This is a genomic window from Labilibaculum sp., assembly GCF_963664555.1.
Lineage (GTDB): Bacteria > Bacteroidota > Bacteroidia > Bacteroidales > Marinifilaceae > Labilibaculum.
In genome coordinates this window covers 1990397-2012998 of sequence record NZ_OY761461.1, presented here as the reverse complement: position 1 = coordinate 2012998, position 22602 = coordinate 1990397, and the positions used below count along the sequence as shown (strand labels likewise).

The 22602-nt window shown below is 36.3% G+C and carries 21 protein-coding genes; 11 read left to right on the top strand and 10 right to left on the bottom strand.

Annotated features, from left to right (window positions below; genetic code table 11):
- Positions 1-9 precede the first annotated feature (9 nt).
- The 6 genes from ACKU4N_RS07890 to ACKU4N_RS07865 all read left to right on the top strand — a co-directional run bounded on the left by ACKU4N_RS07890 (position 10) and on the right by ACKU4N_RS07865 (position 4619).
- A complete protein-coding gene (locus tag ACKU4N_RS07890) occupies positions 10-1305 on the top strand; it encodes an efflux RND transporter periplasmic adaptor subunit (protein WP_101262572.1) in 1296 nt (431 codons plus the stop codon).
- Between the two features lie 10 nt (positions 1306-1315).
- Entirely contained in the window at positions 1316-1645 is a 330-nt protein-coding gene (locus ACKU4N_RS07885; protein WP_101262690.1) for a P-II family nitrogen regulator, read from the top strand.
- A gap of 116 nt (positions 1646-1761) precedes the next feature.
- Positions 1762-2655 carry a cation diffusion facilitator family transporter gene (locus ACKU4N_RS07880; RefSeq protein WP_101262570.1) on the top strand — a complete coding sequence of 298 codons (894 nt, stop codon included), beginning with the start codon at positions 1762-1764 and terminating at the stop codon, positions 2653-2655.
- Positions 2649-3446: a cation efflux transmembrane domain-containing protein gene (locus ACKU4N_RS07875; protein WP_101262568.1), complete on the top strand. Its 798-nt coding sequence runs from the start codon at positions 2649-2651 to the stop codon at positions 3444-3446. The genes ACKU4N_RS07880 and ACKU4N_RS07875 overlap by 7 nt, the downstream gene beginning before the upstream one ends.
- Before the next feature lie 2 nt (positions 3447-3448).
- Positions 3449-3655: a GDCCVxC domain-containing (seleno)protein gene (locus ACKU4N_RS07870; RefSeq protein ID WP_101262566.1), complete on the top strand. Its 207-nt coding sequence runs from the start codon at positions 3449-3451 to the stop codon at positions 3653-3655.
- Positions 3656-3959: 304 nt separating this feature from the next.
- Positions 3960-4619: a PQLLE family protein gene (locus tag ACKU4N_RS07865; protein WP_101262564.1), complete on the top strand. Its 660-nt coding sequence runs from the start codon at positions 3960-3962 to the stop codon at positions 4617-4619.
- Between the two features lie 329 nt (positions 4620-4948).
- On the opposite strand, the gene ltrA (ACKU4N_RS07860) is transcribed toward ACKU4N_RS07865, so the two are convergent.
- On the bottom strand, positions 4949-6250 hold the full coding sequence (ltrA, locus tag ACKU4N_RS07860) for a group II intron reverse transcriptase/maturase (RefSeq protein ID WP_321322222.1): 1302 nt from the start codon (positions 6248-6250) through the stop codon (positions 4949-4951).
- A gap of 748 nt (positions 6251-6998) precedes the next feature.
- Between ltrA (ACKU4N_RS07860) and ACKU4N_RS07855 the strand changes: the two genes are divergently transcribed.
- The gene (locus ACKU4N_RS07855; protein WP_321322220.1) at positions 6999-7463 is read left to right on the top strand and encodes a hypothetical protein; all 465 of its coding nucleotides are present in this window, start codon (positions 6999-7001) and stop codon (positions 7461-7463) included.
- 33 nt (positions 7464-7496) lie between these two features.
- The gene (locus ACKU4N_RS07850; protein ID WP_321322218.1) at positions 7497-7784 is read left to right on the top strand and encodes a hypothetical protein; all 288 of its coding nucleotides are present in this window, start codon (positions 7497-7499) and stop codon (positions 7782-7784) included.
- Between the two features lie 95 nt (positions 7785-7879).
- Here ACKU4N_RS07850 and ltrA (ACKU4N_RS07845) read toward each other — a convergent pair whose 3' ends face one another.
- Positions 7880-8989, bottom strand: a complete 1110-nt coding sequence (ltrA, locus tag ACKU4N_RS07845; protein WP_321322749.1) for a group II intron reverse transcriptase/maturase — start codon at positions 8987-8989, stop codon at positions 7880-7882.
- Positions 8990-9019: 30 nt separating this feature from the next.
- Positions 9020-9190, bottom strand: a complete 171-nt coding sequence (locus tag ACKU4N_RS07840; RefSeq protein WP_321318831.1) for a hypothetical protein — start codon at positions 9188-9190, stop codon at positions 9020-9022.
- A gap of 850 nt (positions 9191-10040) precedes the next feature.
- Here ACKU4N_RS07840 and ACKU4N_RS07835 point away from each other — a divergent pair.
- Positions 10041-11144, top strand: coding sequence for a hypothetical protein (locus ACKU4N_RS07835; RefSeq protein ID WP_321322216.1), 1104 nt, complete (start codon positions 10041-10043; stop codon positions 11142-11144).
- Positions 11145-11371: 227 nt separating this feature from the next.
- Positions 11372-12661, top strand: a complete 1290-nt coding sequence (locus ACKU4N_RS07830) for a hypothetical protein (protein ID WP_321322214.1) — start codon at positions 11372-11374, stop codon at positions 12659-12661.
- A 94-nt stretch (positions 12662-12755) separates the two neighbouring features.
- Here ACKU4N_RS07830 and ACKU4N_RS07825 read toward each other — a convergent pair whose 3' ends face one another.
- A complete protein-coding gene (locus tag ACKU4N_RS07825; RefSeq protein WP_321322212.1) occupies positions 12756-13133 on the bottom strand; it encodes a group II intron maturase-specific domain-containing protein in 378 nt (125 codons plus the stop codon).
- A gap of 237 nt (positions 13134-13370) precedes the next feature.
- Here ACKU4N_RS07825 and ACKU4N_RS07820 point away from each other — a divergent pair, with 237 nt between their 5' ends.
- Positions 13371-13961, top strand: a complete 591-nt coding sequence (locus tag ACKU4N_RS07820; protein WP_321322208.1) for an HD domain-containing protein — start codon at positions 13371-13373, stop codon at positions 13959-13961.
- A 339-nt stretch (positions 13962-14300) separates the two neighbouring features.
- On the opposite strand, the gene ACKU4N_RS07815 is transcribed toward ACKU4N_RS07820, so the two are convergent.
- From ACKU4N_RS07815 to ACKU4N_RS07790, 6 genes are all read right to left on the bottom strand, one after another.
- Positions 14301-14816 (bottom strand): LUD domain-containing protein, encoded by a 516-nt coding sequence (locus ACKU4N_RS07815; RefSeq protein WP_321322206.1) that lies wholly within the window; start codon positions 14814-14816, stop codon positions 14301-14303.
- A 341-nt stretch (positions 14817-15157) separates the two neighbouring features.
- Complete coding sequence (locus ACKU4N_RS07810; RefSeq protein WP_321322204.1) at positions 15158-16603, bottom strand: sigma-54-dependent transcriptional regulator; 1446 nt, start codon at positions 16601-16603, stop codon at positions 15158-15160.
- A 66-nt stretch (positions 16604-16669) separates the two neighbouring features.
- Positions 16670-19069 carry an ABC transporter substrate binding protein gene (locus ACKU4N_RS07805; protein WP_321322202.1) on the bottom strand — a complete coding sequence of 800 codons (2400 nt, stop codon included), beginning with the start codon at positions 19067-19069 and terminating at the stop codon, positions 16670-16672.
- A 100-nt stretch (positions 19070-19169) separates the two neighbouring features.
- Positions 19170-20357: an ATP-binding protein gene (locus tag ACKU4N_RS07800; RefSeq protein WP_321322201.1), complete on the bottom strand. Its 1188-nt coding sequence runs from the start codon at positions 20355-20357 to the stop codon at positions 19170-19172.
- Between the two features lie 123 nt (positions 20358-20480).
- The gene (locus ACKU4N_RS07795; protein ID WP_156196142.1) at positions 20481-21062 is read right to left on the bottom strand and encodes a porin family protein; all 582 of its coding nucleotides are present in this window, start codon (positions 21060-21062) and stop codon (positions 20481-20483) included.
- A gap of 189 nt (positions 21063-21251) precedes the next feature.
- On the bottom strand, positions 21252-22469 hold the full coding sequence (locus tag ACKU4N_RS07790; protein WP_321322197.1) for a C1 family peptidase: 1218 nt from the start codon (positions 22467-22469) through the stop codon (positions 21252-21254).
- Between the last annotated feature and the right edge of the window lie 133 nt (positions 22470-22602).

The following is a 22602-nucleotide window of genomic DNA, read 5'->3' as shown; positions in this document are numbered from 1 at the left end:
TTATATAAAATGAAGACAAAAATATTTTTAGCATTTATCATGGTGGCTACAATGTTATCGTGTAATTCAGAAAAAAAAGATAGCCATGAAGGTGAGGAACAGGAAGAGCATGGTGTTGAAGGGGCAGTAGTTTTAAATGCCAGGCAACGTGAAGCCCTAAATTTAAAATTGGGGTCTTTTCAAATGCGTAATCTAACAACGCTTGTAAAGTCAAATGGTCAACTGGAAGTCCCCCCGTCAGGCAGTGCCGAAGTTACAGCCATTATTGGTGGCAATGTAAAAACAATTAATGTTTTTCATGGCGATAGGGTAAAAAAAGGTCAATTACTGGCAGTGCTCGAACATCCCGATTATATCTCTTTACAGGAGGGCTTTGCTGAAATATCCAGCAAACTCGAATTTATCGAAAAAGAGTATGCACGCCAAAAAGAGCTTTTCGAGAATAATGTGGGAGCTGGTAGGGATTATCAGCAAACAAAATCTGAATACAATACAATTAAGGCTAAATATGAAGGTTTAAAATCACGATTGCAGTTGTTGAATCTTTCACCTGATAAAGTTAAAGAAGGTGAGATTTCAAATACAATAAGTATTAAGTCACCAATTAATGGTTTCATAAATGACATAAACATAAAAGTTGGAACTTACGTTGATGCAAAAGACATATTACTTGAAATTACCGACAACAGTGCAATTCATGCCGATTTTATGATTTACGAAAAAGACGTCCATTTAATTAAGGAAGGGCAAAAAATACATTTTACCGTTTCAAACCGACATGAAGAAGAATTAACGGCAACAATATTTGCAATTGGGAAAGAATTTGAGACTGATTCAAGGGCGGTTCATATACATGCAAAAATAAATGAAAAAATTACGGGTTTAATCTCAGGAATGTACATTTCCGGGCATATTCATACAGATGAAAACTATACGCGTTCTTTGCCCAACGATGCAATTGTTACTGAAGGAACCAAGTCATTCATTTTTGTATTAGACAATGAATCGATGGCAGAACACGACCATGATGGACACGATGACGGGGATGAAAGTCATGAAGAGGTGGAAAATCATGACAATGATAACGATGAAGGTCATAACCACGATGAACATGCGAACGAATTAAATGAAGAAAACGATGAAATGACTTTCCGCATGGTAGAGGTTATGACTGGTCTTAAAGATGAAGGTTATACCGAAATAAAATTGATTGACCCATTACCGGAAAATACTCAAATTGTAATGAACGCAGCATATTATTTACTGTCGGACATGGGCAAAGAAGAAACTGAACATGACCATTAAAATTATTATCATGAAAGAAATAAAAGCATTTATACGACCAAACAAAGTGAATGAAATTGTTCAACAACTTAAAGAAAAAGGCTTTGAGAATGCAACAATTTCGTTGGCGGAAGGAATCGGAAAATTTCAGGATGAATACGCATCTGTTTCGCAGAAATTTTCTGTTACGGACAGTCCTGTTGCAAAAATTGAGATGGTAGTATTCGAAGAAGATGTAGATTCTATTGTCAGCATCATTTCAGATTGCGGGAGGACATTGCATCACGGTGATGGAATAATATATGTTTCCGACGTTGAACAGGCTTATCGGGTAAAAACTGGATTAACAGTCGAAGATTAATTCTATATAATACAGGTTGCCTGTAATTTGGCAACCTGTATTTTAATACTTTGAGCTATGAAATTTTATATTTATAGGAATAAAACAAAAAGATGGTTAATTTAAAATACTGATTTATGGCACATAATCATAGTCATACACACTCACATAAATCCAATTACAACAAAGCTTTTAGCATTGGTGTAAGCTTAAATATACTCTTTGTACTTGTAGAAGTATTTTATGGCTTAATCGCTAATTCATCCGCTCTTTTAGCGGATGCCGGACATAATGCAAGCGATGTCCTTAGTCTGATTTTTGCATGGTTTGCCATTTGGTTAGCTACAAAAAAACCAAAAGGCAGGTTTACTTACGGCTTCAAAAAAACAACCATATTAATTTCAGTGCTAAATGCCTTTTTGCTCTTTGGAGCTGTAATTGCAATTGCCTGGGATGCAATAGGTCAGTTTAAAAACCCTGAACCAGTTGCAGGTGCTCAGGTTATGATTGTAGCTGGAATTGGTGTATTGATTAATACAATTACCGCCCTTATGTTTCTAAAAGGACAGAAAGATGATTTAAACATAAAAGGAGCATTTCTTCATATGGCAGCCGATGCCGGTGTATCATTAGGCGTAGTAATTTCAGGACTATTGATTGTAAAAACCGGACTGAATTGGATTGACCCGATTATGAGTTTTATTATAATACTCGTGATTATGTGGAGTACATGGAAACTATTTATTGAATCGATAAGGCTTGCCCTTGATGCTGTACCCAAGAATATAGAATTAGATGAAGTGAAAAGTACGATACTTAACCAGAATGGAGTTGAAGGCTTGCATGATATACATATATGGGCAATGAGTACCACAGAAAATGCCTTATCTGCTCATTTGATTGCACCCAACTCTAATCCAGACCAACTATTAAAGGATATTCAGGATATTTTGTCAAAGAAATACAACATAAACCATTTGACTTTACAAATAGAAAAAGAAGATATTCAATTAAATTGCAAGGAATGTTAAAATCAGAATACCACATATCGAAAATGGATTGTCCATCAGAAGAAAACCTAATACGAATGAAGTTAGATGGACTTCCAGAAATTAAAAGGCTTGACTTTGATATTGAAAACAGAAATTTAACTATATATCATTCAGCAGAAAATCAAAAGATAACAAGTCAATTAGAGGAACTTAACTTAGGCGCAAAACTTTCAAATACTTCAACAATAAAAGAGAGTGAAGTTGTATTAGAAAGTTCCGGTGTTCAATCGAAATTACTTTGGTCAGTACTGATAATCAACTTTGTCTTCTTTGTAATAGAAATGACCACCGGGTTATTTTCTAAATCAATGGGGCTTGTTGCAGACTCTTTAGATATGCTTGCAGATTCATTCGTTTATGGATTAAGCCTGTGGGCTGTTGGTTCAACGGTAACCCGAAAAAAGAAAGTTGCTCGTTTAAGTGGATACTTCCAATTATCTCTTGCACTATTAGGGTTAATTGAAGTTATCAGGCGATTTCTTGGCTCAGAAGCCATGCCGGATTACCGAATAATGATTGGTGTTTCAATATTAGCCCTTATTGCAAATGCAATCTGCCTGGTTCTACTTCAAAAATCAAAAAGCAATGAAGCCCACATGAAAGCCAGCATGATTTTTACATCCAATGATGTTATTATTAATGGAGGTGTAATTTTAGCAGGTATTTTAGTGTTGCTAACACAATCAAAATACCCTGACCTAATTGTTGGTTCAATCGTATTTTTAATTGTGGTTCAGGGAGCATTAAGGATTTTAAAATTGGGGAAATAATTATGAAAGTAGAATTAAAATCTACAATTACTTGTCCTAAATGCGGACATCAAATTGAAGAAACCATGCCTGAAGATTCTTGTCAGTTTTTCTATGAATGTGAAAATTGCCATACAGTTTTAAAACCAAAGCAGGGTGATTGTTGCATTTATTGTTCTTATGGTTCGGTGAAATGCCCTTCGATACAAAAGAATGAAAGTTGTTGCTGATTTTTTAATAAAATGGACGTACAACGGGGTTCTGACAAAAAGTATTTTCGTTATATTTAACATTTAGTTTTACAAATACAGTAGCAAGTTGAAAAATAGCAGATGTAAGTTTGGAAAATATAACTGTTGTGAGGAAAAATAGACTGTTAAGAATGCAAAATATTGCGGTACGTTCGAAAAATTTAATTCCAAATCCGAAAAGATAAAATGTGAGTGGGGAAAACACAATTGTAATACTGAAAAACAAAATTGTAAAAGCGAAAAAACCAAATGTAATTAATTATAAACCTTTAAAAATTAAATTATGGCATCACGAACAAAACTTACAGACACAGCAACATTGGAATTGTACCGGGTAGCTTTGGAAAATGCGGAAACCCAACCTGAAATTTCTGCAATTATGGCAGATTTAGGCTACGATTCGGCAGTTATCGCAGAAGGTAAAGCATTGCTTACAAAAACCAGGACTGCATACGATGCAAACAAAACCGAAGACGATGAAACATCTGCCGCTTACGCGGATTTTTCAAGTAAAAAGGAGCAATTAGAAGACACATTCAACACCCACCGAAAGAAAGCAAAAGTTGTATTCCGTAACGATTCGTTAACCGCAGACAAATTAGCCATTTCAGGCGTAATGCCACGGACTTATATCAAATGGTTAGAAGCTGCAAAGAAATTTTATAGTGTTGCATCTGCCGATTCTGCTATTCAAGGTAAATTAGCTCGTTTAAAAATATCAGTTGACGACTTGACAGCAGCAAACACCATAATATCTGAATTAGAAGTGGCAAGAGCAATTTATCTTAAAGAAAAAGGGGAATCGCAAGACGCAACAAAAATAAAAGATGCTGCATTTGCAAAGATAGATGATTGGATGAGTGAATTCTATGCAGTAGCAAAGATTGGTTTAGAGGATAATCCGCAGTTATTAGAAGCATTGGGTAAAACAGTGAGAAGCTGATGGAAAAGCCCACCCTATTTGTAAGCACATTGGCAAGCCCCGCGAGCCGCCGCACGACCAAAGCTTGCCAAAGAGCTTACAAAGCCAGCCCAAGTAACCGCCTTTAAGGGCGGTTTTAAGGTTGCCCTCCCACAAAAAAACAAAATAAATTTGCGCTCCGTTGACAGTTTTGTGCAGATTGAAAAGACAATTAAAGAAACCTTAAATGACTGAAAAACAGACTGGAAGAATCAACGCCCAGTTGCTAATTGAGTAGATGGTCCCGACTAAAATAGTCGGGATGCACCTCTCACACCACCGTACGTACGGGTCTCGTATACGGCGGTTCGTTAAGTTAAGGGGAATAAGGAATCACGTCGAACAGGCGTGATTTGTTTGTAAATGTCGAGCATAGATTCATAACCGCGTTTCCGCAATCTTTCAAGAGTAATAGTAGTTACCAAAATAGGACTCTGAGCAATCGCCCAACCACCCATACGTGAACGAGACCATGCATAGGCTTGTCCTTGTTCAACTCCTAAACGAATCAGGTTTTTCCGTTTTCGTTCAAGTTTTTTCCAATGGTGCCAAATGCAATATCTGAGCCTGTTGCGCAACCAACCGTCGAGATCTTGAAGTTTGACTAAAATACTTGCCATACGGAAGTTATTTACCCAACCCCGCTGAACCTCATTCAGTTTTTGGATGCGTTCCTCAAAGCTCATCGGTGTCGTTTTTCGAGTGATTAGTTTGAGCTTTTCTTTCAGTTTCTTCCAACTCTCTTCTGATACTATCAGTTGGTACTTGCCCCGCTCACCTTTCCTGTAGGTAGGCACAAAGCCAAAACCCAAAACGGTAAAATGAACAGGTCGCCGAATGCCACTCTTTTCCCGATTAATTGTCAACTTGAGTTTATTTCGTAAAAACTTGTAAACCTTGTTCCCAACTCTTCGGGCGGTAGCTTTCGATTTGGTATAAATACTAAAATCGTCGGCATAGCGGATGAATTTCAATCCCTGTTTTTCCAGTTCCCGATCCAGTTCATGCAACATGATATTGGACAGCAACGGACTCAATGGACTCCCCTGCGGTACGCCTTTTCTGCGTTTGACCAACTTGCCTTCGATTAAGATCGGGGCACGCAGCCATTTGCGGATTAAACGCATTGTTGCTTTGCATTTTACCTTGCGATATAGCAGTTGCAATAAATGGCAGTGATCCACTTCATCGAAGAAGGTCTTCAAGTCAATATCTACAATATGCTGATAGCCATCGTTGATATATCCCTGAGCTTTTAGTACTGCCTGATGCAGACTTCGGTTCGGTCTGAACCCAAAGCTAAAGTCCGAAAATTCAAATTCAAACTTTGCCGTGATAATTTGAAGTACAGCTTGCTGAAGCAAACGGTCGGTTACAGTCGGGATACCCAATAAGCGCATCTTCCCGTTTCCTTTTGGAATCTCGACTCCTAAAATGGCTTGAGGCAAATAATTACCCGAACGAACACTCTGTGTCAGTTCCGCTTTATCAATTGACATCAGATCTGAGAGTTTAGTCACGGGCATACGATCAACTCCTGCTGAACCTTGGTTCTTCTGGACTTGATGCATCGCCCGCACCATATTCTTACGTGTAAGTATTTGTTCAATCATTTTAGTTTACTTTTTCTTTTCCCTGTTCCGCTTAATACAAAGCTAGAGTTGTTAACAACAGCTTCTTTGCAACATTTGGACCAACTTAACGTTCAGCCCTTCACTGCTCTGTGAGTCCTCCACAATCTCTATTTGTGGCTCATGGTCTTACAGCTACTATGGCCTCTGCTGACTTCTTGCCATAACCAACTCGTGGTTGACAAGACCTCCCCTGGTAAGAACATTTTCCTTCCTCCAATGCCTGCCTGATCTACTACTTCATTTATTCTCTTTATTTAAAGAGCTGGGACGTCGACATGATGTGCTGCCTTATCCAAACTTATAGCCTCATATCAGGTTCCTGTTCGTCAGTACCGGATTTTGTAGTCTCGCTTCCTTCAGTGCATACCTCACGGTAAACCACCTTGCGACTTACTAATGCTTCTGAGAGTCACCACAGTGCATAAGGGACTTGCACCCTCTGGAAAAAAAATACACCCTCCAAGAATCATTGTTTATGCTAAATTTGTATATTTAACATTTTCAACGACCTTTCGGTGGGTGTGGTCATGCTCATGCAGGGCACACACAAAGTGTATAAATCATTGGGCGGATAGTGCTAATTTCAAGGGCGTTACATTTAATAAACTTTGTAGCGGTTTGACAGTAAAGTGCTTCGAAATGCCCAACGCTTCATACACCAACCGTTGGGCTGCATACGGACGAAGATAACAAACAATAATCCTTGTCAATATGAATTTAAGATTAAATGGAAGGACATAATTACTTTATTGAGGCAGTAGATGAAAAGGAATTAGTTGACTTTTCAACTGGGAAAGGAAAATATTTTATATCTGATAGGGAGTTTGGTGGTCATTGGATTTTGGGCTCTTGGTTGAATTTTATATTGCCTTTATTGGAGACAAGAAGTATAGAGACTAAGGAACACTTAAAGTCAATGTTTAAGGAGTTAATGATTTATCCAGAAATTGAGTTGATTGAAAAGAGTGAGATATTATTGTATCACCTGCATATTTATTATTACTTGCGGAAAGAGAATCGAATACAGGGAGTTGATTTCCTTGATATATTGGTCTCAGATATTTCTCATACATTAGATGAAGCAAAGATTTTTTGTGTGAAATATAATAAGCTTGATACCTTAGCGCAGATTAAAAGCTCAATAAATCTAATTCAAGGCAATGGCGGATTATTAGCTTATGATTTGAGCTAAATAGAATACATAAATGTAAATGCGAACTAGTTAATGAAAGTTATTGATTTTGAAGATAGAATGTGGTATTTACTAGAGCATGATGATAAAAGATTTATTGATGTAAATTGTAATCATTCCGCTTTTGGATTTAGCATCTTAATAAACCTTAACGGTAAAGAGGAGAAATCATACCTTGAAAGAGGACATTCATATTTAAATGAATTAGCCACGGATTTTTCTTATTACGCATTGACAAAATATAAGGAGAGAGATGAATCTAGACACTATAAAACTTTAGTTTCAAAAGCGATTAAATCATGGAAAGAGACCAAGAAATAAGTACGACAGCCCAATTGAGTAGATGGTCCCGACTAAAATAGTCGGGATGCACCTCTCACACCACCGTACGTACGGGTCTCGTATACGGCGGTTCGTTAAGTTAAGGGGAATAAGGAATCACGTCGAACAGGCGTGATTTGTTTGTAAATGTCGAGCATAGATTCATAACCGCGTTTCCGCAATCTTTCAAGAGTAATAGTAGTTACCAAAATAGGACTCTGAGCAATCGCCCAACCACCCATACGTGAACGAGACCATGCATAGGCTTGTCCTTGTTCAACTCCTAAACGAATCAGGTTTTTCCGTTTTCGTTCAAGTTTTTTCCAATGGTGCCAAATGCAATATCTGAGCCTGTTGCGCAGCCAACCGTCGAGATCTTGAAGTTTGACTAAAATACTTGCCATACGGAAGTTATTTACCCAACCCCGCTGAACCTCATTCAGTTTTTGGATGCGTTCCTCAAAGCTCATCGGTGTCGTTTTTCGAGTGATTAGTTTGAGCTTTTCTTTCAGTTTCTTCCAACTCTTTTCTGATACTATCAGTTGGTACTTGCCCCGCTCACCTTTCCTGTAGGTAGGCACAAAGCCAAAACCCAAAACGGTAAAATGAACAGGTCGCCGAATGCCACTCTTTTCCCGATTAATTGTCAACTTGAGTTTATTTCGTAAAAACTTGTAAACCTTGTTCCCAACTCTTCGGGCGGTAGCTTTCGATTTGGTATAAATACTAAAATCGTCGGCATAGCGGATGAATTTCAATCCCTGTTTTTCCAGTTCCCGATCCAGTTCATGCAACATGATATTGGACAGCAACGGACTCAATGGACTCCCCTGCGGTACGCCTTTTCTGCGTTTGACCAACTTGCCTTCGATTAAGATCGGGGCACGCAGCCATTTGCGGATTAAACGCATTGTTGCTTTGCATTTTACCTTGCGATATAGCAGTTGCAATAAATGGCAGTGATCCACTTCATCGAAGAAGGTCTTCAAGTCAATATCTACAATATGCTGATAGCCATCGTTGATATATCCCTGAGCTTTTAGTACTGCCTGATGCAGACTTCGGTTCGGTCTGAACCCAAAGCTAAAGTCCGAAAATTCAAATTCAAACTTTGCCGTGATAATTTGAAGTACAGCTTGCTGAAGCAAACGGTCGGTTACAGTCGGGATACCCAATAAGCGCATCTTCCCGTTTCCTTTTGGAATTTATTCACCAAACTATATTTTAAAAGGTGTTCATGATCTCACTTCGTTCGGTACAACTCCTAAAATGGCTTGAGGCAAATAATTACCCGAACGAACACTCTGTGTCAGTTCCGCTTTATCAATTGACATCAGATCTGAGAGTTTAGTCACGGGCATACGATCAACTCCTGCTGAACCTTGGTTCTTCTGGACTTGATGCATCGCCCGCACCATATTCTTACGTGTAAGTATTTGTTCAATCATTTTAGTTTACTTTTTCTTTTCCCTGTTCCGCTTAATACAAAGCTAGAGTTGTTAACAACAGCTTCTTTGCAACATTTGGACCAACTTAACGTTCAGCCCTTCACTGCTCTGTGAGTCCTCCACAATCTCTATTTGTGGCTCATGGTCTTACAGCTACTATGGCCTCTGCTGAGTTGCTCATAAAATAATTCCATGCGAATTCGCGATTTCCGCTTCGCTCCAATTCTTGCCATAACCAACTCGTGGTTGACAAGACCTCCCCTGGTAAGAACATTTTATTCACGTAATAATTTTAATATAGTGCTCATGATCTTCCTACGGTCGGTACCTTCCTCCAATGCCTGCCTGATCTACTACTTCATTTATTCTCTTTATTTAAAGAGCTGGGACGTCGACATGATGTGCTGCCTTATCCAAACTTATAGCCTCATATCAGGTTGGTTCATTCCTGCTATCTTAAATGGCATTCACAATCTCACAAGTTCGGTACTGTTCGTCAGTACCGGATTTTGTAGTCTCGCTTCCTTCAGTGCATACCTCACGGTAAACCACCTTGCGACTTACTAATGCTTCTGAGAGTCACCACAGTGCATAAGGGACTTGCACCCTCTGGAAAAAAAATACACCCTCCAAGAATCATTGTTTATGCTAAATTTGTATATTTAACATTTTCAACGACCTTTCGGTGGGTGTGGTCATGCTCATGCAGGGCACACACACGTCGTATACTGCATAGCCTGCCGCAGGCGCAACACAGGCTACGCAGCATACGACCATCCGTTGGCGATAATTAAGAGCTAAAGAACTTATGAGACATATTTTAGTACTAGTATTCCTAACTATTTTTTTAGTAGAATCTTATGCACATACGGATAGATATTTTACATACAAATTTGAAAATGTAACAGTACGTTTTAAAACGGGATTTAGATATGAGGAGATTAATAATTCTAGAATAATAGGGCAATATGCGTCATTGCTTTGTAAGCAGATGAAATATGAGCAACCTGTTTTGCTGGATTTTATACATGATTATGGAAATAGCTATAAGGGAGAAAATTATAGCTTTTTGAATATCGGTTCAGATAAATATAGTAGGGTAAGTTATTATAAATCAGTTTATGATAGTACAATTAATGAGAACGTTTATCAAATGGTTCCGCATTCTAAAATCAATGAACTAAACCTCTGTGGTATAGAAAAAGAGGTATATAGCACTGAACCGATTGATTCTCTTCAAAAAATAGTTATTCGACAGTTTGGTTTTCATTTTGACGTAAAGTATACTTTGAACCTTCTTTATTACGCTTTGAATAATCCAATTGAAGTAATTAGTTCTACTCAGAAAGATACTTTATGTAGTTATTTGCCAAATATGTATTATGAACTTAATACAATTTCAAAATTAAAAGTTGATTCAGTAAAGTTATTGGAACTAAAGGATGTCAAAAATATACTAGGACAAAAAGTATATGCAAAAGGAGATTCTCTTAAAAACAATCAACTATCTTATTCATATTTTGCAAAAGACAATCGTTATTCAATAATAGCGTGTTATCAAGGGGAGGAATTAATCTTGGACACGTTAAATCAAGTTTATTCCTTTGCTATAAATGATGAATACAGGCAAACCGTTTTTGTTTTTGAAACACCTAATAGTTTCAAGTGTTATGAGAAAGATGGTTTTCTTAATGAATTTAAAAAATCAAAACTGCATGATATTCCAGTTGAGAGTAATGATTTAATAGTATTTTCTAATGTGAAGTGGATTGCTGATGATATTTTTTTAATTAATAGGAATTATTTATTTGACACTTCTCCTTTTAAGGTTTATCCATATTTAATGAAGGAAGATGTTTTAATAACGGATTTTGAGGAATATATTAGAATGCATCGTAAGAATGAGAATTAACTATCGCCAACACGGCATCATAAACCATGCGGGGCGTGGTGATTCGCGGAGTTGCGGTGATTTTAATATGTCCGCCCAATGCTTTTAAAGAAACTATTTATTGTTAATTTTAGTCTCCATAAAACCATTAGGCTCTGTGCGATTAAAGAAAGGAAGGTTATTTCAATCCCCGCACGGTTCATATGCCCAAACCGTTCTACGCCATTTAAAATAAAAATTCTGCATATATGAAAATTAAAGGAAAACTTTTAGAGAAATTAGTTGATGCTGGAATAAACATTGAAGAAGTTGAAAGAGAAACGGATTTCAATGAAGAAGGAGAAAAAGTTAAGTATCAAATAGCCAAGTTTCCTCGTGCAAGAGATTTTGTTCCAATAAAATTTAATGATAGAATAGAAGAGCAAATATTATTGGATAGCAATTTTGAGCATTATAAGTTCATAATGGATTTTGAAGCCATCTGGTCTCCAAAATTTAAGTCAATAGAATGTGAAATAGCTCCAGTCACACGCCATATGGCACCACCAAGTTTCTTATTAAAAAGACTTGGTAAATTATTATGCGATGATGATAGTGAACCTGAGGAATTTGCTCGTTATGAACTTGAAAAATCAGAAAATGGGATAGTTGTTTCAATAGGAAGTGCAAGTGTTGAATATGCCATTCTATCCTTCTGTAAAGACAGAATGCCTCGCTTTGATTTTGCGAGAAGAAGACCAACTATTAGAATAGAAAATATTGACATCACGAAACACGACAAAGCGAAAAGCTTACTCGAAAAAATAGGAAATTCTGTACTGTTTAAGTTAGACCTTTCATCAAACATCGGTTTTAAACTGGTTGATGATAGAGAAATAAGACGAACATATTTTAGAAGAAAAAGAGAACAAACAGATTTAGACAAAGCATTTCCAACATATGAATATGATAGTGAACCAATGTCTTTATATTGGTATGCTAAATCAGCAATTGAAATGCCTTTACTTCAATTTCTTGCGTTGTACCAAATCTTGGAATTCTATTTTCCTATATTTTCAAATAAGAATGCTCATAGTACAATAAAAAATATAATTAAAGACCCTCGTTTTAATCCTAATAAAGATTCTGACATTACGAAAATCCTCTCTACTCTCAATTTGAATAAAAATCAATTAGGTTTTGGCTCTGAATTAGAACAATTAAAATCTACAATTCAAGATTGTTTATCTATTGAAGAGTTAAGAGACCACATTGAAAGAGATGAAGAAATGGTAGAGTTCTTTAAAGGTAAAAAGGCTAAAGACATAGCTTCAAAAACATTGAACATAGCAAATAAAACAGCAGATTTAATTAACGAAATTGCAGAACGGATTTATGAAATAAGATGCAGAGTCGTTCATACTAAATCATCAGACAAAAATTATGATTTATTGATTCCATCATCTCCAGAATTAAAATATTTGGTATATGATATTTCAGTCTTGGAAATGATAGCGAAGAAAGTATTAATTGCGACGAGCAGACTGATGAAAATATAAAAACGGCGTAGAATTGAGTAGATGGTCCCGACTAAAATAGTCGGGATGCACCTCTCACACCACCGTACGTACGGGTCTCGTATACGGCGGTTCGTTAAGTTAAGGGGAATAAGGAATCACGTCGAACAGGCGTGATTTGTTTGTAAATGTCGAGCATAGATTCATAACCGCGTTTCCGCAATCTTTCAAGAGTAATAGTAGTTACCAAAATAGGACTCTGAGCAATCGCCCAACCACCCATACGTGAACGAGACCATGCATAGGCTTGTCCTTGTTCAACTCCTAAACGAATCAGGTTTTTCCGTTTTCGTTCAAGTTTTTTCCAATGGTGCCAAATGCAATATCTGAGCCTGTTGCGCAGCCAACCGTCGAGATCTTGAAGTTTGGCTAAAATACTTGCCATACGGAAGTTATTTACCCAACCCCGCTGAACCTCTTTCAGTTTTTGGATGCGTTCTTCGAGCCTGTGCAAATTGTAAGGTAAAAAGACTAATGCTGTAAGGCTGTCTGTGGAGCAATCACCCCATCCTCTTAATCGTAATGCTACGAGTTAAAAGTAGCCCAAATAATAACCTCAATTCTATTTCCAAATAAAAGGATTTTCAATTTTCAGGTATGCTTAAAACCGCTATATTTGAACCTTAATTTGAGCAGTTTGATGAGTTTTTAGACAAGACTGCCGTTGGCAACAACATAAAGATGGATGAAAATGATGGATGAGGACTTACTAAAGCAAATTGAGTTTATTAAAGAAATTGATAAAATAAAATACATTCAGAGAAGAACAAAACTATTTAATAGTGACAGGAACGAAAATGATGCTGAGCATAGTTGGCATTTAGCGATGATGGCAATTGTTTTAAGCAAACATTCTGATGTAAAAATTGATTTGCTAAAAGTCATAAAAATGGTATTAATTCATGATATAGTGGAAATAGATGCTGGTGATACCTTTATATACGACCAAAATAAAGATCATGAAAATACGGAGGAAGAACTGAAAGCGGCCAAACGGATTTTTGGAATTTTACCTGAAAAACAGGCTGCAGAATTTATTGAAATCTGGACTGAATTTGAAGATGGGCTTTCCAATGAGGCAAAATTTGCAAAATCAATGGACAGACTTGAACCTTTATTGCAGAATACATCAAATAAGGGTGGGACATGGAAAGAATACGGTGTAAAATATCAAACTGTTTGCAACAAAAAGAAAGTAATAGAAAATGCTTCAACAAAATTGTGGGATTATGCTAAAACCCTTATCGAAAACAGTGTACGAAAAGGCATTCTAAAAAAATAAATACACTTGCAGAATAAGCAGGCAGGTGACGGTCTGTTAACCTCTACTCCACCTCTGATACCACCATACATAAACCAAGCCTATAACGGCATTATCAGCATCAATAATAAAACAGTGAGTACAATAATGAGAATCCGGGTAATAATGATTCGATAATGCCGGAGTATCCAAAAAATAAAACTTCACTTAGAAACAAGCTGTTGAGCAAAGACAAAACACCTGTATGTAAACTTACCGATCGTAGTCAAGTTTAGAATGACAATAAAATTGAACTCTCCAGGCTTCCTTAATAAAAAAAGGGGCGAATTGCCCACCCCCTCTAAATTATCGATATAATTTCTAGATATCTTCGAGTATGTAAACCATTGTGCGTAATACTTTCGATGAAAACCGGTGTCCTTTATCGGAAGAAGAAACTGAAATACTTGCTATTCCGCCACCGAGTTCAACAGCACGCTTTCCTTTTATTAATTCAAAATCGTCCATTGAATGAATAATTTTACTTGCAGGTACAACAACATGAAGTACTTCTGCCAGAAAAACGGTCAATAAAACATCCTGATCCTGAGTATCAATAATCAGCATTCCTGAATCTGCCAAAGCATAATCTGCTTCGAGTAATGCATTTTTAGCATTACTAATATCAAATGATGTTTTATCAAGATTAAAGCTTTTCAAACGAATAAATTCAAACTGAACATTTTTCTTATTCGCAGCTTCGAGAAACAGCTTATAATCCACTTTTAACGATTCGTGCCCTAAGACATTCGAATTCGATAAAAATGATTCCAAAAGGTTCTTCTTATCACTCCTGAAATTGATCTTCTTAATTTGTGTATCAGTCCTTACTTCCATGCCTTTTAGATTTAAATGAAACATCAGCCGTTTAAATGCAAAAGGAATGCCAAAAAACTGTAAAATAGAGATCACATAAGCACAAAAATACAATACCCTGACAACAAGCTTCTTACTAAGAATCCGCAGAATTGATAAATACACCAATAATGTTCAATTCTGAACAGCTTTCGTACAATCTGTTTCAAAAACGAACAAGTATCTCATTTCAAACACTTTTAGTCATCAAAAGGCATGTGAAAAAAATACACATATGGGGAAAAAAATCACACCCGCAATGGAATTATTACGAGCTATTTTAGGGAAAGAAAATACCTGATAAATTCGAACCTCAACAGTACTTATAATTTATTCATTCTGCTGCGAAGAGCACTTCTGGTGATTCCCAAATATTCTGCTGTTTTTGATTTGTTATCATCGAACTTTTTTAATGCTTTCCGAACAATTTCCAGCTCTAATTGTTCAATTCTTAATTCATCATCAGGTAAGACAATGCGCCCCAAAACAATTGGCTGTTCTTTGGGTTCAAATTCATTATCATCGGCCTGTAAAAACCTCAAATGTTCGGGTTTTAATTCTAAATCATTATAAAGTAAAGTTGCTCTTTCAATTGTATTTTTCAGCTCCCGGATATTTCCCGGCCAGGCATAATCCTGCATCATTTTTTTAGCATCCTTACTTATGAATCTAAACTTTCGGTTCCGCTTCTTAGAATATTGATCTAAAAAAATTTGAGAAAAGGATAAGATTGCTTCCTTTCTTTCCCGCAAAGGAGGAATATACAAGCGTCCGGTATTTAAACGATAATACAAATCACTTCTGAATGTTTTTTCAGCCACCATTTCTTTTAAATTCCTGTTGGTGGCAAAAATCACCCTAACATCCAATTCAATAGGTTTGCTTCCCCCAACCCGATACATTTCTCTCTGTTGCAGTACACGCAGCAATTTAGGCTGCATATCCAATGGCATTTCACCTATTTCATCTAAAAATAAAGTTCCTCCCTGTGCCAATTCCAATTTGCCGGGCTTTCCCTCTTTACGAGCCCCTGTAAAAGCACCTTCGTCGTATCCAAACAATTCACTTTCAAATAGTGCCGGCGAAATTGCAGAACAATTTATCGAGATAAATGGCTTTGTAATATCGCTCGATTTTCCGAAATGAACCAAACGTGCAACAACCTCTTTCCCTGTTCCGGTTTCTCCTTCAATTAAAACCGGTACCGACCGATCTTCATGAAACTGTTCTGCCATACGAACAACCCCACGCATAACATCTGAAAAAACGCCAATCTTACCAACACTTGTGATCTCACGAATGGTAGTTTCGTAATATTGAATTCGCTCGGCTTCCTCTCTCCTAACGTGAGAGATTGTTTGCTTTATATTTTCTTTAAGATCCCTGTTCTCGCCTTTCAATTGAATTTTCTCGGCAACCCGCTCAATTAAAATAGCTAATTCTTCGATATTAACCGGTTTTAACAAATAATCATATGCTCCGCCTCGTAATGCTTCAATGGAACTTTCCATATCACCAAAACCAGTCATAATTACCACCTCAATTTCATCCCCTTTGGGTAAAAGTTTTATTTTTTTCAGCAAATCCAAACCTGAAATTCCAGGCATTCTCAGATCTGAAATAACCATCTGAAAATCCTCATTCTTCAAAGAATTATATGCCTCTTCGCCATTATGACAAAGATGAATTGAATACGCCAATTGCTCCTCAATAAATTCAGCAACAGCCGTTCCACTTGATTTGTCATCATCAACAATAAGAATTCTCATTTTTCTTTCTGATTTAATTTTCCTCAGTACTCTTCACTTGCAGCAATCGATCTTCACCTTGCAGTTTTAACTATTTTCCTTCAATTTAAAACGCAAAATAAAACTTGCCCCGCCATCTTCATTATTATAATCTGATATTTCCCCCTGAAATCGATCAATAAATGTTTTTACGATCGCCATTCCTAAGCCACTGCCGCTTTCATTTCCTTTGGTTGTAAATAAAGGATCATATATTTTCTCCCGAATGTTTGATTCGATCCCGGTTCCGTTATCATGAATCTCCAAAACTCCATGTTTGGAATCCTGATAAACATTCAATTTAATTTTTTTATTCTCCTTTTGAACTTTATCCAAAGAGTGAATTGAATTCACAATCAGGTTGACCACAATCTGTTCAAATTGAATGTAATTTGCATGCACATTTACAGCATTCTTTGGCAGATTCCCGATTAATTCGATGCTATGATCCGACACCTGCCTTTTTACCAGGGATAAAGATCGGTTTACACCTTCAACCATATCAACAATCTCTTCCTCGGAGATGTGAGGCTTCTCCCAAAAAGTCCGCATGTGCTTAATGATGGAATCAATCCTTGCTGTTCCCTCAGAAATAGTTTGAATTTTTCTTGTAAACATTTCGGGCAACTGTCCCGGATTTCTTTTTTGCCAAAACAACACGCTGTCAGCAGTTATTTTAATTGCATTTAAGGGCTGATTTATTTCATGAGTAATTCCTGCTGCCATTACACCAATTGAAGCCAGACGAGACGATTGCTCAAGCATTCTTAAGGCTTCAACATTTTTTTGTTCTGCCTCAATTCTATCAATCATTAAAGAATTCCGTTCCCAGGCATTCGCAATCATATTCACAGTCGAAAAGAAAATACTAATCTCGTCTCTGGTCCAGCTATGAGCTTTGTTTTGAGCAAATCCCATCAAACCTACAACCTCATTTTCTACCATTACAGGCAGCAAAACAACAGCTCCAATATTTCTTATTCTATAATATTCTTGTTCTTTCTCTGTTAAATTTGACAAATCGCGGGATACGATACTTTTATTCATTTTAACTCTTGAGATAATTTCATCGATTTCCGAAAAGTAAAACTGATTAACATCCTTTATATTTTTCCCTTTTAAAGAAATTCTACTTTTAATTTTAACACCGGTTTTCGTTGAATCAATTAGTGAATAAAGACTTATCCTTGCCACATTTAATTCGTCTGTCATCAACTTCAAAACATCATCCAATACGTTCTTAAAATCTTCGGATGCATTCAACAAACGGCCAATTAAACCAATTAAACGTTCATGCTTAACAGATATTTTCAAGCGGTTTTGCTCTATGATTAAAGCTTTTTCAGCCCTGATTCGTCTTAAAATAGCTCTTGATAAAACCAAAATAATAAGTGCTGCCAGAAAGGTAATTCCTCCTATCAGCTGAATCCATTCTTTATTCTCACTGTAAAAAGATTGAGGTGCATTTACAAGGAAAGTATCATCAGGAAGCACATTCTTATCAATCCCAAAACGCTTAATTTCATTATAATTAACAACATACCTATCCAATGGTTTGCGATAAACAGGAATTGAATCAGCAGGTATTCCTGAAACAATCTGATCAATCATTGTGGCTGCCATTTTTCCATGAAGACGTCCACTTACCACTTTTCCACCAACAACGCCATCACTAATCAGGAAAGCCCAGGTAATGAACACTGGCACTTTACTTTGCGGAACAAATAAATCTAAATTATCCTGAAAACTAATAAATCTGCCGTTTTTATCCTTATTAAATGTCAAAAGCAAAATGCACGTGTCTCCTTTAATATTGCTAACATTTTCCTCCAACTCATCAACTGCCTGATCCTCGAAATAAGTAAACTGTAGTTTCGATTCATATTTTTTCGCCAAATCGAGCAGGGCAAGCTTATTTAATTTGGCCGTAGTGGTTTTATCGTCATTAATAACAACAATATGTTTTGTATTAGGACGGGTTCTTAAAATCAAATCAATAGCCCCGTCCCAATCAACCTCTTCGGCTACTCCTGTAATATTTGTTACCCCCTCGATTAAATCATCACGGTAATGATTGATCCCGCAAAATACAATAGGTGTATTATTAAAGTATTTTTTGCCATGATTCTTCACAAAAGACAAAGCATTGTTATCGGAAACGATAATCGCATTGTACTTCTCTTCCTGTAATTTTAGATCATACAGCTCAATTATTTTATCGAGATACTCCTTGGACGGATTTCTTTTGGTATCCAAATATTCATAGTCCAATTCAAACTTATTGCCTAATGAATCCATTACCTCCCTGATGCCAAGATTGACATTATCGGTCCATTTTAAGCCTTGATGATAGGAATGTAAAACAAGAATTTTTTTTCGTTCAATCGATTTAGCATTAATCGATGCAAACAAAAACAGAGAAAAAAAGATGTACTTTAAATACCTCATACAAGAATCTTTACTAAAAACTAAGAAAGCCCTAAAATATAACAATGCAATTCAAATAAAGAATACAAACAGATGTTACGTGAAATGTTTTAAGAGGTTATTAAAAAGAAGGAAAAGATACAGGTAGTGCAAACTTAAAAGAACTACCTTTCCCCGGTTCACTTTCCACCCAAATATTTCCATGGTGCATTTCAATAAATTCCTTACATAATATCAATCCCAATCCTGTTCCTGTTTCATTTTCAGTTCCCGATTTCATCAATTGTTCATCAATTCGAAATAGTTTCTTCTTTCCTTCGGAATCAATTCCAATACCTGTATCAGTAACCCAAATCTCAACATATTCATCACTTATGTGCGATGAAACAGTGACACTTCCACCTCTTGGAGTAAATTTAATGGCATTGGATACCAGATTACGAACAACGGTATTTATCATGTTCGGATCAGCCAGGACCTTCAAATCTTCATCAATTACTGCTTCTATATTGATCTCCTTATTTTCTGCACTTCCGGTATGCAAAATCACAACCTCATTCACCAAATCCCATAAATCAATTTCTTTCGGTTTCCATGCAATTGATCCGGTCTGCATTCGCGACCATGTTAATAAATTCTCTAACAAACGAAAAGCCTGACGAGCGGACTGATTGATAATTCCCGAAAATGTTTTCACTTGTTCCAGAGAGAGCTCATCTGCATTATCAACCAGCAAATCGGAAGCTCCAATTAATGAAGCAAAGGGATTTTTTAAATCGTGGGCAATAATCGAGAAAAATTTGTCTTTGGTCGCATTCAGGCTCTCCAATTCTTTTCGTTGCTTTTCAATGATTGCCTTTTGCTGCGTCAATTCTTCCTCGAGAAGATCTTTCACTACCATTCTTTTCCGAATGTTCCTTAGAGGATGAAGAATAGTATCAATTATCCGAACATCAAATTCTTCTTCGAGCAACTGAATATGATCGTCGGTAATCCGAAGCAGGACAGAATCACTTTTGGCACTTGCAGAAGCTGATCGTGTCTCTGTTTTGATCAGTGCATACTCTCCAAAACTTTTCCCTTCCTTCAGCTCAATAAAAATATGTCCTTCGTCATGAATCTGAACACAACCTTTTGCAATAATAAATACGGCTCCACCCAAATCTCCTTTGGAAAAAATTGTCTCCCCTTTCGCTACATTAATTTCATCTACGATGCCAGCTAAAAACTGGAAGGATGCAATATTCTGTTCCGCAAGGAAATCAAGTGCTTTTAAAAGTTCTAACTTTTTTTCGTGACTAAGTAACATGACTGAAATTGGTTTTAAACGAAGATTAGAAGAATTGTAAATATAGCAATTACAAAAAATATTCAGCGCAAAAAAAAACTGCTGACCAAAATCAGCAGTTTTCAATATCTTTGAAAAAGCAGTTTAGAAGATTTTAAATCCTAAAGTTACATTTACCATATTTTGTTTTAGGTCTTCGGCAACATCAGAAAAACCTACTTCATAATCAACATCCAATGTCAATTTCCATACGTCAACACCGGCACCAAATTTTCCATTCCATACAGCTCCTTTAAAATTGCCATTTAATCTTTCCTCAGCACTACTTTTAAGGCTATCGTCAATTTTAAATGAAGCCACCGGACCAGCAAAAGCTCTCAATTTAAAAGCTGGCAATTTTATGATTTTGTACCCGAGTAAAATAGGTACATCAAGACTCTTCGTTTTGATATCATAAGAATCACCTAAGATTTCTAGTTGGGATTTTCTGGATACATAATTCAACTCTGGCTGTACATACCATTTATTAAGGTTTATTCTTAAAAAAGCACCTAACATCATTCCGTTATCGGCTTTTTCTTTAATTCCTGAAAATCCTCCCATATCAGTATCAGCTTTGGTACTCACCAATCCTGCATGCAAACCAAAATTTACCGGCGAAGACAATTGTGCGAACAATGCGCTTGAAAACATACAGATTACTGCAGCTAAAAAAATCTTTTTCATAATTAATATCTTTACATTCAAGTTATTATAAATCCCGTTAAACGTGGATTTTTATTTCATTTATCAGTAATAAACAGCCACTAAGATAAAGAATATTAGCATTCATATAAAACAAATGGTCTACAAAGATGTAAAAAACAAAAAACCCGGCCAATTGACCGGGGTTCAAATATTATAATTATTAGGCAATTACAAGCCCAATTTCTTTTTCATTTCTTTCGACAATGCATCTTTATGAATCATAAAAGACATTGTTTTGTAAGCAACGAACGGATAAGAAGCATAAAAATACCCATCATAAGGGTTATTTTCTGTTCCCCATGAGTTCTTCACGATGAAATATTTGTTGTCTTTTTGATCTTTGGAAATTCCAACAATATGCATTCCATGATCATCAGTAGTGTTGTAATTATCGAACGCTTCCTGACGCATTTCCTGAGTAATTACTTTTTCAGTACCAGGCTCGTCAAAATCAAATAATTTATCATCTTTTTCTTTTTTCGAAAGATTTTCCCATTTAGAAATCTCAGAATCACTCATGTTCTTTGTATCTACTCCCGGAACAATTGCAACACCTTTTCGGTATGCAAAACCTTTTTCACTTACATCAGAAGCCCAACCAATTGTGTAACCTTTCCTAATTGCACCTTCCATGATTTCCATCATCTCATTCATTGGTACATTGTATACCTCATTCCACAACCAGTTATCAGGCACCTCAATAATAAATTTCTCATAAAAAGGATGGTGAGTATAAGAAGTTATTTCGATATAATCATCAGGATTCACACCAACAAAGTCCTTGGCAAATGATTTTGGAGTATATTCCTTTCCTTCATAATCGAACTTGGTAGGAAGTTCTCCTAAATAAGCATCCAATATGCCATCAAATCCTTTGTGCCAAACCGGCGTAAGTTTTTTGTTTTTATTTTTAATAACCGCCTCAACATAATCATTCAAAACAACATCCAACTCTCCATGTGTGTGTCCTTCTTCACCATAGTTTAAGCCTTGGTAAACACTCTCTGGAACAATACCATAATTTTTCATCACATAAGTTACATCGTGAAATGCACCTCCGCCACCAAAGTTAAATTTGCCATTTAATCTTACATGCTTAATCGATTTATCTGAATAACAGTTATAAACCACAAACATTTCCGACAAGTCAGTTTCTGGTTTTCCCATTCTAATCATTTCTGATTCGATAAATGATAATCCGGAAAAAGACCAGCAGGTACCAGATCTGTGCTGATTTTTTACAGAAGTTGCAGGCAATCTTTTAACATCAGTAAAAACATAAGCTTCTTTCTTCTCCTCTTTTTCTTTTTTCTCTGCTTTAACTGCGGTAGATAATAACATACCTGTCGCTAAAAGCATTACGCTAAGGAATTTAATTTTCATCATATTTTGCTTTAATATTCTCATTTCAAACGGTTGCAAAAGTAATAAAAACAGTTTTACAAGCAAGCCAACAGCCTGTTTTCATTCATTTTTTCGATGAAATACGATCAATACAAGTTATACTATCTATAAATTA

Coding starts and splice junctions, on each gene's coding strand:
- ACKU4N_RS07880 (WP_101262570.1), top strand. CDS start 1,762: ATGGCACATAATCATAGTCATACACACTCACATAAATCCAATTACAAC.
- ACKU4N_RS07850 (WP_321322218.1), top strand. CDS start 7,497: ATGAAAGTTATTGATTTTGAAGATAGAATGTGGTATTTACTAGAGCAT.
- ACKU4N_RS07830 (WP_321322214.1), top strand. CDS start 11,372: ATGAAAATTAAAGGAAAACTTTTAGAGAAATTAGTTGATGCTGGAATA.
- ACKU4N_RS07840 (WP_321318831.1), bottom strand. CDS start 9,190: ATGCATCAAGTCCAGAAGAACCAAGGTTCAGCAGGAGTTGATCGTATG.
- ACKU4N_RS07875 (WP_101262568.1), top strand. CDS start 2,649: ATGTTAAAATCAGAATACCACATATCGAAAATGGATTGTCCATCAGAA.
- ACKU4N_RS07795 (WP_156196142.1), bottom strand. CDS start 21,062: ATGAAAAAGATTTTTTTAGCTGCAGTAATCTGTATGTTTTCAAGCGCA.
- ACKU4N_RS07835 (WP_321322216.1), top strand. CDS start 10,041: ATGAGACATATTTTAGTACTAGTATTCCTAACTATTTTTTTAGTAGAA.
- ACKU4N_RS07800 (WP_321322201.1), bottom strand. CDS start 20,357: ATGTTACTTAGTCACGAAAAAAAGTTAGAACTTTTAAAAGCACTTGAT.
- ACKU4N_RS07885 (WP_101262690.1), top strand. CDS start 1,316: ATGAAAGAAATAAAAGCATTTATACGACCAAACAAAGTGAATGAAATT.
- ACKU4N_RS07870 (WP_101262566.1), top strand. CDS start 3,449: ATGAAAGTAGAATTAAAATCTACAATTACTTGTCCTAAATGCGGACAT.
- ACKU4N_RS07790 (WP_321322197.1), bottom strand. CDS start 22,469: ATGATGAAAATTAAATTCCTTAGCGTAATGCTTTTAGCGACAGGTATG.
- ACKU4N_RS07865 (WP_101262564.1), top strand. CDS start 3,960: ATGGCATCACGAACAAAACTTACAGACACAGCAACATTGGAATTGTAC.
- ACKU4N_RS07890 (WP_101262572.1), top strand. CDS start 10: ATGAAGACAAAAATATTTTTAGCATTTATCATGGTGGCTACAATGTTA.
- ACKU4N_RS07855 (WP_321322220.1), top strand. CDS start 6,999: ATGGAAGGACATAATTACTTTATTGAGGCAGTAGATGAAAAGGAATTA.
- ACKU4N_RS07820 (WP_321322208.1), top strand. CDS start 13,371: ATGATGGATGAGGACTTACTAAAGCAAATTGAGTTTATTAAAGAAATT.
- ACKU4N_RS07815 (WP_321322206.1), bottom strand. CDS start 14,816: ATGGAAGTAAGGACTGATACACAAATTAAGAAGATCAATTTCAGGAGT.
- ACKU4N_RS07805 (WP_321322202.1), bottom strand. CDS start 19,069: ATGAGGTATTTAAAGTACATCTTTTTTTCTCTGTTTTTGTTTGCATCG.
- ACKU4N_RS07810 (WP_321322204.1), bottom strand. CDS start 16,603: ATGAGAATTCTTATTGTTGATGATGACAAATCAAGTGGAACGGCTGTT.
- ltrA (WP_321322222.1), bottom strand. CDS start 6,250: ATGATTGAACAAATACTTACACGTAAGAATATGGTGCGGGCGATGCAT.